Below are 15,230 nucleotides of genomic sequence, written 5' to 3' on the forward strand. Positions count from 1 at the left end.
GATAGTGTCAAAGACTCTGCTTCAGCAAGCATATCATGAGCCACCTATTTCAGCATAAGTATGGTAATGTTTGGATAGTACAAAGCGTTTCATTCAAGAACGTTCAAGATTCTTCCAGTCATAGCAGAGTAGCTCTTACCACAGACATCTGCTGGCACACACCTCAAAGACAAAGACACAATCCCCCAAGCAGGGCTATTCTTTATCGGCAAGGGTATTTGGGTGAAGGGACTATAAAAAGGCCTATCCTTGCGGATAAACCCTGATTTAATCACGTTTAGCAGTCATTAAGCCTTGTTTGCTGAGCCAAAGACATCAATACGTTCTTCAACAGAAGCCTGGATCGCCTTAACACCATCTGCCAAGAATTTACGTGGGTCAAAGAGTTTTTTCTTATCGTATTCTGCAACGTTTGCTTCGTAATCACGCGCAAAGGCACGAGTAGCATTGGCAAATGCAATTTGACACTCTGTATTAACATTAACCTTTGCAACACCAAGCTTGATAGCTGCTTGAATTTGATCGTCAGGAATACCTGAGCCACCATGAAGCACGATTGGGAAGCCTGGTACAGCATCAGTCAATTTCTTCAAGTGATCTAGATCAAGACCAGTCCAGTTTTCTGGGTATGGTCCATGGATATTACCAATACCTGCAGCCAAGAAGTCAATTCCTGTAGCAACCATTGCCTTAGCATCTTCAATCGGAGCAAGCTCACCACTACCGATGATACCGTCTTCTTCACCACCAATTGTACCTACCTCAGCTTCAACTGAAACACCCTTAGCATGTGCTAGCTTAACAATTTCACGTGCTTTCTCAAGGTTTTCTTCAACTGGAAGGTGTGAACCGTCAAACATGATTGAAGTGTAACCAACCTCGATACATTCAAGAGCATCTTCATAGTGACCATGATCAAGATGGATCGCAACCGGTACAGTGATGTTCATTGATTCTACAAGAGTTTCGATAAGAACCTTAGCTAGCTTGTAGCCACCCATGTATTTAGCTGCACCCATTGAGGTTTGGATAAGAACAGGAGCTTGTTTAGCTTCTGCTGCACGCAGGATCGCTTGAGTCCATTCAAGGTTGTTTGTGTTAAATCCACCAACAGCATAGCCGTTATCACGTGCTGCTTGGACAAATTTTTCTGCTGAAACGATTGGCATTTTAATAAGCCTCCTCTTATATTTTGGGTTAACCCCATTTACATTGTTCATTTTAGCACAATTTTCAAGAAATTTCCAGCCCCTCATCAGCTTAAAGCGTTTTCTCGATTCATCTTATCACAGGCTCACAATTGAGTATTTGGCTAGTAGCAGTCTTTTCAGGAAATAAAAAAAGATGAATCCAAGATTCACCTCTGCGATGCGGAGAGTGGGACTTGAACCCACACGACCTAAAGCGGTCACAGGATCCTTAGTCCTGCGCGTCTGCCAATTCCGCCATCCCCGCTGCTCATCAGCAACATATAAAATTATATCAGCTGGGAGCTTTACTGTCAATACTTATTTCTCATATTTTTGCAAAAAGGCCGCAATCTTTTCCTTGTACTGATCGGGATTGGTCTCAAAGGACTTGGCATGCTTAGCCCCCTTAACAACCATTAGCTCTTTAGGACCTTTTGTTGCCTGATAGTTTTGATAGACCATCTCTGTCGGGACAAAGGTATCCTTGTCGCCATGAATAAAGAGGACTGGCAGCTTATTTTTAGCCAATTGCTTCACCGAGCTAGCCTCACCATAGCTAAAGCCGGCACGAATTTTAGAGAGGGCTGAAACCTCATACAGCAAGGGAAAGGCTGGTAGATTGTACATGGCCTTAGCTTGGAATTTCAGTTCGTCCCAAACACTAGTATAGCCACAATCCTCAACAATATTGACAACCTGACTAGGTAGCTGCTCACCGCTTGCCATCATAACTGTTGCGGCACCCATGGATAAGCCAAATAAGCTAATGCGACTGTCTTTATCCTCGCTAACGAGCAAATCAATCCAGGCAAGTAGGTTCAAGCGATCATTCCAACCATAGCCAATCAAGTCACCCTCACTCTCACCATGAGCCTCATTATCTGGTATCAGCACATTGTAGCCTAGGCTGTGAAAAAGCATGGCATAGGGCTTCATGTCTTCTTTATCATTTGTAAAGCCATGAACGACAATAGCTGTCTTATGAGTATCCTGCGAGGCAGGCAAATACCATGCGACCTGCTGACGTCCTCTGTTAGTAATACTGCGTTTTTCACGCGTCAAGCTGTCAAAAGCTAGCTCTGCTGGGTACAAAGGATTGTCTGGGGTTCGTTTTTTATTGTTGATAAATGATTTTTCCTCACGCACCTGAGCAACATGGAAGAAATAAAAGCTAGCTCCCACACTAGCCAGGGTCAACAAGAGCAGTAAAATGCCAAAATACTTTGATAATCGAATGGTTTTCATACCGACTATTCTACAAGAAAATATGGAAAAAAGAAAGCTTTATGCTAAAAATAACCGATACCTTTTTACTGCCTTCTTAAGGCCAAATCTCAAGCCAGCCAGTAGCTAAAGCGTTTTCACAGGAATTGAAGCTCAATAGTTTAAAGAATATACAAGCTACCTTCAAAATAGATTTGACCAGATCAAGAGGAAGTCCGCTGACAGCATTTGATAAGAGGTAAAATGGTGCTTTTTGCTATATTAAAAGTGGCTGATGTCATCATCTCATCAGCCACTCAAAGACTTAATAAGCCTATCAAAGCTGCTAACTCTCAGCACCTAAATAAGACTCAAGGATAGCCTCTTACGTCACACTAGATTTAAAGGCTTTAATGTTTATTTTCCACTGCTGCTGTAATAAAGGCAGTGTATAGCTCTTCAGGACGATTAGGACGGCTTTGTAGCTCTGGGTGGTATTGGGCTGCTACAAAGAATTTCTTCTCTGGCAATTCCACAATCTCTACCAAACGATTGTCCGGTGAAACACCTGAGAAAACAAAGCCTGCTGCTTCAAAATCTTGGCGGAATTTATTGTTAAATTCGTAACGGTGGCGATGACGGCGCTGCACCACCTCTTGGTTATTGTAGGCTGCTGCAGCTCTTGAGCCAGCTTTTAGCTTACATGGGTATAGACCCAGACGTAATGTTCCTCCCATGTCCTCAATATCAATTTGATCACGCATAATATCAATGATTGGATAGGCAGTATCTGGATCCAGCTCAAACGAATTGGCCTTTTCCATGCCTAGGACATGACGAGCAAACTCAACACAGGTTAATTGCATGCCTAAGCAAATGCCCAGCATCGGCACATCATGCTCACGCGCATAGCGAATGGCTTGAATTTTTCCTTCTGTTCCACGCTGACCAAAGCCGCCAGGAACGATAATGCCATCGGCCTGCCCAAGCAGCTTCTTAGCGTTTTCAGCTGTCAAGTCATTAGCATTAATCCAATCAAGCTCAATAGCAGCAGCATTGGCATAGCCAGAATGCTTCAGGGCTTCCACGACAGACAGATACGCATCTGGAAGCTCAACATATTTACCGACCAAGGCAATCCTTGTTGTTTTCTTGAGGTTCATCACCTTATCAACCATTGCTGACCATTCTGTCATATCTGCCTGAGGAACGTCTAGCTTCAAGTGATCACAGACGATTTGGTCCATTGATTGAGCCTGCAAATTCAGCGGAATTTGATACAAATGCTCCACGTCACGAGATTCAATAACAGCTTCTGGGTTAACATCACAAAATTGCGCCAGCTTATTTTTAATCCCTTGCTCAACAGGCTCCTCAGTACGAATGACAAGCATATTAGGCTGAATCCCTAAGCCCCGTAATTCTTTGACAGAGTGCTGGGTTGGCTTTGTTTTCATCTCACCAGCTGCTTTTAAATAAGGCAGCAGGGTTGTGTGAATATACATCACATTTTCAGAGCCGACATCTGCCTTCATTTGACGAAGCGCTTCTAAGAATGGCAGACTCTCAATGTCTCCCACAGTTCCACCAACCTCGGTAATAATCACGTCAGAATCTGTGGTCGTAGCTGCGCGCTTGATCTTCTCCTTTAAGGCGTCTGTAATATGTGGAATAACCTGAACAGTAGCTCCAAGGTATTCACCCTTACGCTCCTTACGAAGCACCTCACTGTAAATTTTACCAGTTGTCACATTTGAGTATTTATTAAGATTAATGTCAATAAACCGTTCGTAGTGACCAAGGTCCAAATCAGTCTCTGCACCATCATCAGTGACATAGACCTCCCCATGCTGATAAGGGCTCATTGTCCCAGGATCGATATTAATATAAGGGTCGAATTTTTGGATCGTTACCTTTAGGCCACGATTTTTCAATAAACGTCCAAGGCTAGCCGCTACAATACCTTTTCCGATTGATGAGACAACTCCACCAGTTACAAAAATGTACTTTGTCATAACACTCCTTTGTCCTTTTGAGTTAAGCCTGACTAACTCGTTTTTATTTTTAAAAGATCGTCCTACTTTAGCTAGTAACGATTGGGGGCTAAGCTTCCCACAAGGCTAAGCCATGAGACTAGTAACCAAAGCTGGGTCATTAAAACAAAAACAGCCCCCTATTAGCTAGGGAGCTTACCCGACCTCTTAAAGAGGTGCCCGATTAATAATATAAACTATAAGAGGACATTTGTCAAATATTACTATTGCTTTTAGAGGCTAGCGATACACCTGCTACTCCTCCTCGTCCTCATCTTCTTCGTCCTCTTCATTGAGGTCAACCTCTTCAAAATCGTCCTCTGGAATGATTTCATTGAGCTCTGAATCGTAGGACTCTACCTCAGATTTTTCATCGTCTGGATCTTCCTCGTCATATTCAATATCAGATGATTCACGAACAAAATCCTCATCCTCTGGATCATCGGCGCTATAGTCAATAGCGTCCTCATCACCGTCCATGAAGGCATTGACACGTTTCTTCTTGCGTTTTGGTGCGCCGTCTTCTTCATCTTCTAGGGTGATGATTTCCTCATCAATCTCATCAATAGCATACCATGAACGTAGACCCCATTTATTTTCACCAAGTGGAATAAAGCTACCATCTGTATTGAGATCAGTGTAAAAAAATGGTAAAGCATAACGAATATCAGCGTCAGACTTGCCTAGGTAATTTTGAATCTCGTTAACCAAATCGCTAAAATACATGTCATTATCGCGACCACGCTCTTCTAAAATAGCACGAGCAACTTCAATCATAGAAAGTTCGCTTATTTCTTGTCCTGCAAATACATCTAATTTCAAGGCAGTTCTCCTTATTTTATCATTCTCTCCTATTTTACGCTAAAAATACCGATTCGTCAAAGTTTTTATCAGAGGAGAACCAGTATTCTTTTTACCCACTTCTCAGCCAGCAAGAACAAAGCCTAGCAGCAGCTAACCCGACAGCTCCTAAACGCGACAGCAGGAACAATTCAAAAAGAAGCGCTAACGACTTGCTTTAAACCATATAAAAACAGCAAAACAAGACCAAGTGCTTGCTTAGTCTTGCTTGTCTATATCATAACAGCTTATTTTGCTTTTGCTGAGCTTGTAATCACTTCTACAGCTTTTTTCATGACAATGTCATGCTTTAACATATCAGCTGAAAGCAATGAGCGAACCTGCTCAACTGGCATGCTATACTCAGCTGCAAGGTCGTTAATTTCTTTTTCAATCTCATCGTCTGAAGCTTCAAAGCCCTCTGCCTTTGCGATAGCCTCAATAACAAGATTAGTTTTGACACGCTTGTCTGCCTCTGCTTCATGCTGCTTGTGAAGATCTTCTTGACTTGTGCCAGTTAGCTGGAAGTACATATCAGGTGAAATGCCCTGACGCTGCATGCTAGCCATAAATTCGTTAACGGAACGGTGAACCTCGTCATGGACCATTTCCTCTGGTAATTCCACGATTTCAGCATTTTCAACAGCTAATTCAATAGCAGCACCCTCTAGAGCGTCATCATAAGCTGCTTCCTTTGAAGCTTCAAGCTCTTTACGATACTTAGCCTTTAGCTCATCGAGTGTTTCGACTTCCTCATCAATATCCTTTGCAAGCTCATCGTCAAGCTCGGGTACTTCTTTTGCCTTTACCTCATGAACAGTTGTCACAAACTTAGCAGCCTTACCTGCAAGATCCTCAGCTTGATAATTTTCTGGGAAGGTTACATTAACCTCAACAGTATCACCAGCCTTCGCACCAACTAGCTGATCCTCAAAGCCTGGAATAAATTGTCCTGAGCCCAGCTCAAGTGAGAAATTGTCCCCTTTGCCGCCATCAAATTCAACTCCATCAACAGAGCCTACAAAATCAATAACAACTGTGTCGCCTTCTACTGCTGCAGCTTCTTTGACAACTAGCTCAGCAAGATTGTTGCGCTCACGCTCAACCTTTGCATCAACCTCTTCATCAGTAACCTCTTTTGAAACATCAACCTCAACAGTAAGGTCTTTGTAATCACCAAGCTTAACCTCTGGTTTTGTGACAACCTCTGCAGTAAGTGTCCATTCTTGACCCTTTTCCATAGAAACCACATCAATTTTTGGCTGTGCAACAACATCAAGCTCAAGCTCTGCAACAGCACCTTCATAGGCTGCTGGTAGCACAATATTCAAGGCCTCCTCATAAAGAACCTCTTCACCAAATCTTTGATTAAAAACAGGACGAGGCATGTGACCCTTACGGAAGCCTGGTGCATTTAAATCCTTTTTAATTTTATTAAAAGCTTGATCAAGAGCGGGCTTGATTTTATCTTGACTAATTGTAAATGTAATCACGCCACGATTTGTAGCTTTGTTCTCAAATGATGTAGACATTAAGTCATTTCTCCTTAAAATAATTTAGATACACCTCATTCTATCATATTACCAAGTGTTTTTAAAGTTTTTTATGCGTGAAAGTAGGGACAGGGTTTCCAAATATCAGACTCTTAACTGAACCATTACCAAAGCCTTCATCAGCTTCAAAGAAAAAGAGACTGGAATAAAAGTCTGCCTCCAAAATAAAATAAACGAACAAGACTTGTTTTCTGAGATCCTAAAAACTAGTCTTGTTCGCATTTTAATTATTTAGATTGGGTAATAAAGTACATTAACTATGACTTTTTAACATGCAACTCTTTTTGTCCCAGACTCCAAACAGTCCTTAATCTGTAAGCCAGATAGTTACGCTGGAAGCAGGACAGCTACTGATTTCTTAGCTAGATGACCGGTAATGTTGTGATTGGAAACATGATAAACTGTGCCAGTCACTGCGTCTTTGTACTTACCATCAGCTAGGGTTGTTGTAGAAGAAAAGTCTTTATCAACGATGGTTAGGTTGGTGATAACAGCACCCTTTTGACCGCGTTCAATCATGACTAGGCCTTGGTCCATACCAGGATTGCGAATGTATTCTGATTGACCATTCATCCTATTGCGGAATTTATTAATCGCAACAATGGTTGGATCCTTAAACAAGTCACTGCCAGCATCACCAATTTGGCTTTTTCCAGGGAAGCGTCCATTTTGGCCGCCACCGCCACGAGGACGTGAAAAGAAGAGCGGTGCTCCCTCATTACGAGCAGCAATAATTCCCCAGCCAAGCTTAATGTCCTCATCTGTTAGCTTGGTAGACTCTTCCTCATTGTTAGCATAGGTATCATGAGATTCTACCCAAGTGACTAACTTGTCCTCTGAAACACCATACACTTGGAAGTTGATGAGATCACCATCTTTCACATAGCCCTGCTCTAGCACTTTACGGATTAGCTTACCATAGTTTGACGCTGTCACTCCCATGATATTGCCATAGCCTGCTTCGTTGCAAGCATCACCCTGTAAAATTTCTCCATATTGGAATTTAGCACCATTGTTAAGAATAACATTCCAGAAATCGCTGTTATGCTCACCTGGTAATTCGATATGCTTTGCAGCATCATACCTAAAGCCATCTGCTCCATCAGCTACTGCTCGTTTTAGATAATTCAGCATGTATTCTTGGACAGCTCGATTTTGTGTGTTGAAATCATAAAGTCCTAGCAAGGATTTTTGAGTTATTTGATAACGGTCGTTGAAGTTGACGATTTTGTCATTTCCATGTGTCCAGTTATCTATAGCTGTGATCTTAGGGCTAACTGCATTAAACTCAGAGGTTGTATGATTCAAAACAGCATCAACAATAATATTGATTCCATATTTATCAGCCTCCTGAGCCATTGCCTTAAATTCCTCTTCTGTTCCTAATTGATAGTTCCCGATAGTATAGTCTGTTGGCTGATAATGGTAATACCAGTTTTTCAAGTCCTTACTACCGCCATCACCCTTAATAACAGCATTAATAGGTGAGGTTTGAATACTAGTGTAGCCAGCTTCCTTAATGGCACTCATGTTTTCTTTGATGGTGTTAAAGGACCAGCACCAAGCATGTAAAATAGCTCCGTCCTTCATGGCTATCGGTTGATTATCAGACTGCACCTCCTGAACACTAGCAAGGTTAGCTGTTGTTAGAGGAGCCAAGCCTGACAGTACCAATCCAAGGGTCAAGCTGGTCACTGATAGAGCTTTGAGAAATCTTTTTGTCTTATGTGTTACCATATGTAAACTCCGTTCTTTCTGCGAAAGCGCTTTCGTTAGCGCTTAAAAAAATAAGATGATTCTCTGTACTGTTTGCAAACAAAAATAGGACCTATAAGAGAAGTATAACATATAAATTTCGGTATGCATACCATTTTTAGCAAAAAATTAGTGATTTTTTTAATTTTTATTTCCTTTGCTAAAGCCTATAAAACCAATCAAAATCATGTTGCATAAGTATTTTCCTTTTGTTTATCTCATAATCAGACTCATTTACTCTAATCTTTTGCACATGTTAATGTCATTTATTTGCAGACCTACGCAACCAATTGCACAGAGCTTTGTTTCCTTCGTCAGAAAAACCTCAATAAAACATAAACAAGAAGCCATTACTCTTCTTAATAATGTTTGGTGATCTATTTTCAACTAGGACTTTTTTTGGTAAACTAGCTACGATAGAAAGGAGTTACCATGACGTTTATATTAACATACTTTAATCAGCTACACCTAGAAAATATCATGGTGCTTGTGTTTTCTAAATTAGTGTCAATCACCTTATTATTGATTTTCTTTGTGATCTTCAAAAAAATCACGACAGCTTTATTTGAAAAGGCAATCGCCAAGTCATTTTCCTATTCAAGACAGACTGAAGCAAGGAAAAAAACCTTATCCAAGCTCCTTCACAACACCCTAAATTATGTTTTCTATTTTCTTCTCATCTATTGGATTTTGAGCCTACTTGGTATTCCAGTATCTAGTCTTTTAGCAGGAGCAGGAATTGCTGGTGTTGCTATTGGGCTTGGGGCTCAAGGCTTCTTGTCTGATGTGGTCAATGGCTTTTTTATTCTGTTTGAAAATCAATTTGAAGTAGGAGACACCGTCACCATTGCAGGCATTGAAGGAACCATCTCCAGCGTTGGTATTCGAACCACTCAGGTGCGAGGCTTTGATGGCACACTACATTTTATTCCTAACCGCAATATTACAGTTGTTAGCAACAAATCACGTGGCAATATGAGAGCTTTGATTGATATTCCACTTTATTCCTCAACCGATCTAGAGCATGTAACCCAAATCATTAAGGCTGTCAATAAGCGAGAGGTACCAAATTTCCCACAAATTGTCGGACAGCCCAACATTCTAGGACCACAGACCAATCCCAACGGACAATTCACCTTTCGCGTTAGCATTTTTACTGAAAATGGGCAGCAATTTACGATTTACCATAGCTTTTATAAGCTCTATCAAGAGGCCTTACTAAGGGAGGGTATCAAGCTGCCAACTGCATCTGCCATATCACCCTTAGCCTAGCAGTAAAAACCATTGCTTTCTTAGCACACAAGCCCTATCCAGCAGCCAGGTCATCAGACTTAAACTGCTAGATATATTTCTTTTGCTCTTATTTCCGAATAGGATCAGGCTGATACCTGGCTCTTACACCACCAATTAATTTGGGACGACTTGCCAAGGCAGTCACATGAGCGCCACCAAGCTCTCGCTGAATAGGCACAAGCGGCACCTGTACACGCTTAACATGCATACCAATTGAGGTATCTCCAATGTCAAGGCCTGCATGAGCAGCAATGGCTTCAACCTCAACTGGCTGCTTCATGTATTTGAAGGCTGCTAATTGACCACTTCCTCCAGCATGCAAGCTAGGCAGCACATTGACTATTTCTAGCCGATATTCTTCAGCAACACTTTCTTCTAATACCAAGGCACGATTAATGTGCTCACACCCCTGAACCGCTAAATAAATCCCTCTGAACGACAATTCCTCCAACATAAGCTTCACAATAACCTCACCCACCTCTAAGCTAGAATGCTGGCCAATACGACCACCAAGTACCTCGCTAGAGGACAGCCCTAAGACAAACAGTTGCCCTTTTTTGATAGCACTACGCTCCACAATATCAAGCAAGATAGAGCGTGCTTCTTCTCTCAATACCTTTAAATCCATTGAATCACCTGCTTAATCATCTGACACTTTGACCAGCTGTTTTTTGACCCCTAAATACAGCAGATAGCCTACACCTATACCAAGGATATTTTGAGCAGCATTCCCCGAAATTTCTGAAATAGCAGCGCCCATACCATACATTGGAATAGATGCAAGAAAATAGAGACCAACCATTACCACAGAAGCAAGGCCCACACCAAGAAAGCGATGCCTGCCAGACAAGCCTGCTAAGTAGCCCTGAGCCCCATGAGCAACAAGACTAATCAGCATCCAATTGGGGTAACCTGAGATCAAATCAAGCAAAAAACCTGATAAGCCCCCAACAAGCATACCCTCCTTTTTCCCAAGAGAAAAGGCAGTCACATACACCCCTGCATCTAAAAGACTTAAAAAACCTGTCGGCGTGGCAATACTCACAAACCTGCCCAGGACAACTGTCAGGGCAGTCAAGATAGACACAAGAGCTAGCTCTCTTGTCTGTTTCATATTTATCATAAGACAACTCCATAATCATTTGACTGTTGAATGGCTTCAAAAACAAGGTCTTTAGCCTGCTCAACAGCCCTAAGCGGTGAATATCCCTTAGCTAAATAAGCAGCAATTGCAGCTGCAAAGCTACAGCCAGCCCCACTGTTTTGTTTGGCCAAGACTGGCTTTTCTAAAAAGCACAGGGTTTTTGCGTCATAAAATAGATCTAGAGCAATTCGCTGGTCAAAACGATTTCCACCCTTGATCACAACCCTCTTAGCTCCCATCTCATAAAGCTTTTTTGCCGCTTCTACCATTTGCTCCTTGCTATTAATAGCAAGCCCTGCTAAGCGTTCTGCTTCTCTTAGGTTGGGGGTAATCACTGCTGATAAGGGAAAGAGAGCGCGCAAAGCCTCTGTCATTTCCACAACTGTCTGATCTTGATTTTCCTTAAATACTAAAACAGGATCTAAAATAACAGGGGTATCATTTTTAAGCTCTAAAAACAGGGCCACCTGCTCTGCTATTTCAGGCCTTGGTAAAAGACCAACTTTGATCGCCTGAAAAGGAATAGCTACTAAACTAGACAACTGCTTTGCCAGCAAATCAGTCGCAACAGGGTGAATGTCGAAGCCTTTAGCATCACAGCTTGTTAAGCAGGTAACAGCTAAAAATGCAAAGCTATCGAGCTGATGAAGCACCGCTAAATCAGCCTGCAAGCCACCACCACTTAAGATATCACTCCCAGCGATTGTTAATACCTTATTCTTCATAGATAATTTCCTTCAAATAAAGGCCATTACCAGCCGCTGTCGGTCCAGCTAGCTGCCGATTCTTACTCTCTAAAACGAGCCTGATTTGCTCAATTGGCAGCCGACCATTGCCGATCTTGAGCAAGGTCCCAACCATATTTCTAACCTGCTTATAAAGAAAGCCATTACCTGAAAACGTAAAAACAAGAAAACCAGTTTTAGGGTCCTGAGTGAGGGTAGCTGCTGTAATGGTACGGACCTTATTTTCAACAGAGGTTCCCGCAGCTGTAAAGCCTGTAAAATCATGCGTCCCAACCAAATCCTGAATAGCAGCCTGCATCTTCCAAATAGCCAAGGGATAGGGGTAATGGGTCGCATAATGGCGCATCATAGGATTTTTAGGACGACCAATATCCACTAAAAATTCATAGGTTTTGAAATGCTTATGGTAGCGGGCGTGAAAATCATCTGCGACAATCTCCAGACTGACTACATCAATATCATCTGGTGTCTGTGTATCAAGAGCAAAGCGAAGCTTTTCAGGGTCTCTTTTTTGATCCAAATCAAAGTGAATCACTTGACCATAAGCATGCACACCAGCATCTGTCCTGCCAGCCCCATGAATCTGTATCCCTTGACCACCCGTTAATTTTTGCAGGGTCTTTTCAATCTCTTCTTGTACCGTACGTGCCTGACTTTGTCTCTGAAAACCAGAAAACAAGGTCCCATCGTAGGAAATAATTGCTTTATATCTTGTCATGCTATTATTCTACCATTTCTTCCAGCCATCAGAAAAGAGCATTTACGGGTTTTGTCCCCATACAGTTTTTGATTATCCTTGATAAGAAAGCTTGCTTTGACATCAATAGACAGAAAAAGGCTACTGACAAGGACTAGCTTTTCTGCTATAATTTCTCTAATATTCAATAAGTAGACTGGAGAGCAAATGAAGGTAACAAAATTTGGCGGCAGCTCCTTGGCATCTGCCCAACAGTTAGAAAAGGTCTTGGCTATTATCAAGGACGATTCTGAGCGCAAAATCATCGTTGTCTCCGCACCAGGCAAACGATCCCCTACAGACACAAAGGTGACTGATGCACTCATTGCCTATTACAAAGCCTATGTCTCAGACCGTCACTATCACAAGCATTTGGAATGGATTATCAATCGTTACCAACAAATCTGTAATGACTTAACGCTAGATAGCAAAATCATCACACAAATCACAGCTTCTTTAGAGCAATTGGCAAGACTTCCAAAAGAACATAATCCTTATTTATACGATACCTTTCTTGCAGCCGGTGAGGACAATAATGCCAAGCTAGTAGCTGCTTACCTCAAGGCAAATGGCTTAGCTGCAAGCTACCTCCACCCCAAAGATGCAGGTCTAATCGTAAGCAGTGAGCCACAGCATGCACGTTTGCTTCCAATCAGCTATGATAAGCTAGAGGCCTTAAAGGATCATGATGATATTCTTGTTATCCCTGGATTTTTTGGTGTGACAAATGAAAACCAGATTTGTACCTTCTCACGTGGTGGCTCTGATATTACAGGCTCCATTATTGCAGCAGGAGTCACAGCTGACAGCTATGAAAATTTTACAGATGTCAATGGCATCTTTGCTGCCCACCCCGGTGTTGTTAAGCAGCCACAGACTATCGCTGAATTAACCTACAGAGAAATGCGCGAATTAGCCTATGCTGGCTTTTCTGTCCTCCATGATGAAGCATTAATCCCTGCTTACCGAGGGAAAATCCCAATCATCATTAAAAACACTAACAATCCCAGCCACCCAGGTACAAAAATTGTTCTTGAGCACCAGAGAAAATCTAATCCCGTTGTCGGTATATCAGGTGACGATCACTTTGTCAGCATTAACCTATCTAAATATCTCATGAACAGAGAAATTGGATTTGGGCGCAAGCTCCTTCAGATATTAGAGGACCTCAATATCAGATGGGAGCACATGCCTACAGGCATTGATGACCTATCAATTGTACTTAGAGAAAGAGAATTGACCCCCATCAAAGAAGAAGAAATCCTTCGCAGACTTGTTCAGCAATTAGAGGTTGATGAGGTGTCCATCACCAGAAATCTTTCTATTATCATGATAGTCGGTGAAAATATGAAAAGTCATATCGGTGTCACATCTGCCGCAGCAAGGGCTCTATCTGAAAATCATATCAATATTGCTATGATTTCCCAAGGAGCAAGCGAAGTATCCGTCATGTTTTTCATCAATAGCACCGATGAAAAAAAGGCAATTAGAGCCTTATATCAAACCTTTTTTAGGCCTGATCTGCCCCTGTAAAGCTCCAGATAACATCTCTTGTTAACATCAAGCTTCAAAAACAGCTCACATAGACAATGTCTCTAGTCTATGAGCTGCTTTTATAATCTATAAGCTATCAAAATTAAGTATTGGTAGTAACGACTTAATATGCTCACAGCTATCATAAGCATTTGCTTTACCTTGCTGCAACAAAACAACTTTCACCTCAGCTGGGGTTAACAGCAAGTGATTAGGCACTTACGACTACAGCACCTTACTGTATGTACAATCTCTGCTAGATCCAAACAAATATAGCAGCAAAGCACCCAAGTATAGATTAGCCAAGCTCTCCACAAATCAAGATTTGCCTTATCAATTGATACAACAGCCAGCATTCTCAAAGATGCACAAGATCCATCACAGTCTAGCCATCTCCCTGCACAGTAAGCCTTTCAATCTCGTTTCGTGAACTCCCCACTATTTCTAGCCAGTAAAATCCTGAAAGTAAGGTCCTATCTTGCGAAGCAAGGCCCGTCTCCCCTCAAACCGCTCTCCCCTGATCAAAGCCCGAAACTGCGACAGCTCACCCTCTGTCAATCGCTCCTCAACCTCCTTCACAATCAACTGATAAGCCACATAATCATCTACTCCCAAGCCACCTGCTGGTATCGCATGGCCTACCGACCCAATCTCCTCATAAGCCATCTTATGAAACCGACGCTTCTGACTCTCCTGCTGCCGCAACACGTCCTTCAAATAAGAGGAAAACTTGGTCTTAAAATAACGATACAGCTTCTCCTCATCCTCTATCAATTCTGGATAAGTAACCAACAACCGATACAAGATCAACCGTCCCTCCTGTAACCAATCATCTAGCTCCCACAGCTGAATATAATAATGCCGTCTTAGCTTCATAATAATAGGCTTGATCTTATCAAACAACCTCACTAAATCATCAGTCATTATACTTTCTCCTTTTCATGCTTAGTAGCCTTATTATAAGGAGACAAACAAAAAAACAACAGGACAGAAATGTCCTGTTGCCTTGCTATGCCCCCTAGAGGAGTCGAACCTCTAACCGCCTGATTCGTAGTCAGGTACTCTATCCAGTTGAGCTAAGGGTGCTTTTCTTAACTACTACTATCCTACCATACTATCCCCTAAAAAGCAAGGCTCTATACCATCTGGAATAGGTAAGTCCACTGTGGAAATCAGGCTCTATAATTTCTGTAGTGGGTAACTC

The 15,230-nt window shown here is 42.0% G+C and carries 13 protein-coding genes and 2 tRNA genes; 2 read left to right on the forward strand and 13 right to left on the reverse strand.

Annotated elements, in window-relative coordinates; translation table 11 throughout:
• Positions 1–287 precede the first annotated feature (287 nt).
• From I2432_RS08845 to I2432_RS08875, 7 genes are all read right to left on the reverse strand, one after another.
• Positions 288–1,169: a class II fructose-bisphosphate aldolase gene (locus tag I2432_RS08845; RefSeq protein WP_014623510.1), complete on the reverse strand. Its 882-nt coding sequence runs from the start codon at positions 1,167–1,169 to the stop codon at positions 288–290.
• A gap of 200 nt (positions 1,170–1,369) precedes the next feature.
• Positions 1,370–1,455 (reverse strand) — tRNA-Leu (locus I2432_RS08850).
• Positions 1,456–1,508: 53 nt separating this feature from the next.
• Positions 1,509–2,435: an alpha/beta hydrolase gene (locus I2432_RS08855; RefSeq protein WP_111678567.1), complete on the reverse strand. Its 927-nt coding sequence runs from the start codon at positions 2,433–2,435 to the stop codon at positions 1,509–1,511.
• Positions 2,436–2,803: 368 nt separating this feature from the next.
• Positions 2,804–4,408, reverse strand: a complete 1,605-nt coding sequence (gene pyrG, locus I2432_RS08860) for a CTP synthase (protein ID WP_111678569.1) — start codon at positions 4,406–4,408, stop codon at positions 2,804–2,806.
• A 273-nt stretch (positions 4,409–4,681) separates the two neighbouring features.
• A complete protein-coding gene (rpoE, locus tag I2432_RS08865; RefSeq protein WP_012677368.1) occupies positions 4,682–5,248 on the reverse strand; it encodes a DNA-directed RNA polymerase subunit delta in 567 nt (188 codons plus the stop codon).
• A 266-nt stretch (positions 5,249–5,514) separates the two neighbouring features.
• Entirely contained in the window at positions 5,515–6,798 is a 1,284-nt protein-coding gene (gene tig, locus I2432_RS08870) for a trigger factor (RefSeq protein WP_021321143.1), read from the reverse strand.
• 348 nt (positions 6,799–7,146) lie between these two features.
• Positions 7,147–8,556: an alpha-amylase family protein gene (locus tag I2432_RS08875; RefSeq protein WP_111678571.1), complete on the reverse strand. Its 1,410-nt coding sequence runs from the start codon at positions 8,554–8,556 to the stop codon at positions 7,147–7,149.
• Positions 8,557–9,006: 450 nt separating this feature from the next.
• Between I2432_RS08875 and I2432_RS08880 the strand changes: the two genes are divergently transcribed.
• Complete coding sequence (locus tag I2432_RS08880; RefSeq protein ID WP_111678573.1) at positions 9,007–9,846, forward strand: mechanosensitive ion channel family protein; 840 nt, start codon at positions 9,007–9,009, stop codon at positions 9,844–9,846.
• A gap of 88 nt (positions 9,847–9,934) precedes the next feature.
• On the opposite strand, the gene I2432_RS08885 is transcribed toward I2432_RS08880, so the two are convergent.
• From I2432_RS08885 to truA, 4 genes are read right to left on the reverse strand one after another with little or no spacing between them, the layout of a single operon-like run.
• Positions 9,935–10,495, reverse strand: a complete 561-nt coding sequence (locus I2432_RS08885; RefSeq protein ID WP_111678575.1) for a TIGR01440 family protein — start codon at positions 10,493–10,495, stop codon at positions 9,935–9,937.
• Between the two features lie 12 nt (positions 10,496–10,507).
• Entirely contained in the window at positions 10,508–10,981 is a 474-nt protein-coding gene (locus I2432_RS08890; protein WP_111678864.1) for an ECF transporter S component, read from the reverse strand.
• Positions 10,982–10,986: 5 nt separating this feature from the next.
• Positions 10,987–11,736, reverse strand: a complete 750-nt coding sequence (locus I2432_RS08895) for a bifunctional hydroxymethylpyrimidine kinase/phosphomethylpyrimidine kinase (protein WP_111678577.1) — start codon at positions 11,734–11,736, stop codon at positions 10,987–10,989.
• Positions 11,726–12,475 carry a tRNA pseudouridine(38-40) synthase TruA gene (gene truA / locus I2432_RS08900; protein ID WP_111678579.1) on the reverse strand — a complete coding sequence of 250 codons (750 nt, stop codon included), beginning with the start codon at positions 12,473–12,475 and terminating at the stop codon, positions 11,726–11,728. The genes I2432_RS08895 and truA overlap by 11 nt, the downstream gene beginning before the upstream one ends.
• 186 nt (positions 12,476–12,661) lie before the next feature.
• Here truA and I2432_RS08905 point away from each other — a divergent pair, with 186 nt between their 5' ends.
• Positions 12,662–14,026, forward strand: a complete 1,365-nt coding sequence (locus tag I2432_RS08905; RefSeq protein WP_111678581.1) for an aspartate kinase — start codon at positions 12,662–12,664, stop codon at positions 14,024–14,026.
• Between the two features lie 444 nt (positions 14,027–14,470).
• Here the strand turns inward: I2432_RS08905 and I2432_RS08910 are convergent, their stop codons facing one another.
• Together I2432_RS08910 and I2432_RS08915 are read right to left on the reverse strand one after the other, a co-directional pair.
• Entirely contained in the window at positions 14,471–14,950 is a 480-nt protein-coding gene (locus tag I2432_RS08910) for a competence protein ComX (protein ID WP_111678583.1), read from the reverse strand.
• A gap of 88 nt (positions 14,951–15,038) precedes the next feature.
• Positions 15,039–15,112 (reverse strand) — tRNA-Arg (locus I2432_RS08915).
• Positions 15,113–15,230: the final 118 nt, after the last annotated feature.

It is taken from the genome of Streptococcus equi subsp. zooepidemicus (assembly GCF_015689395.1).
GTDB lineage: Bacteria > Bacillota > Bacilli > Lactobacillales > Streptococcaceae > Streptococcus > Streptococcus equi.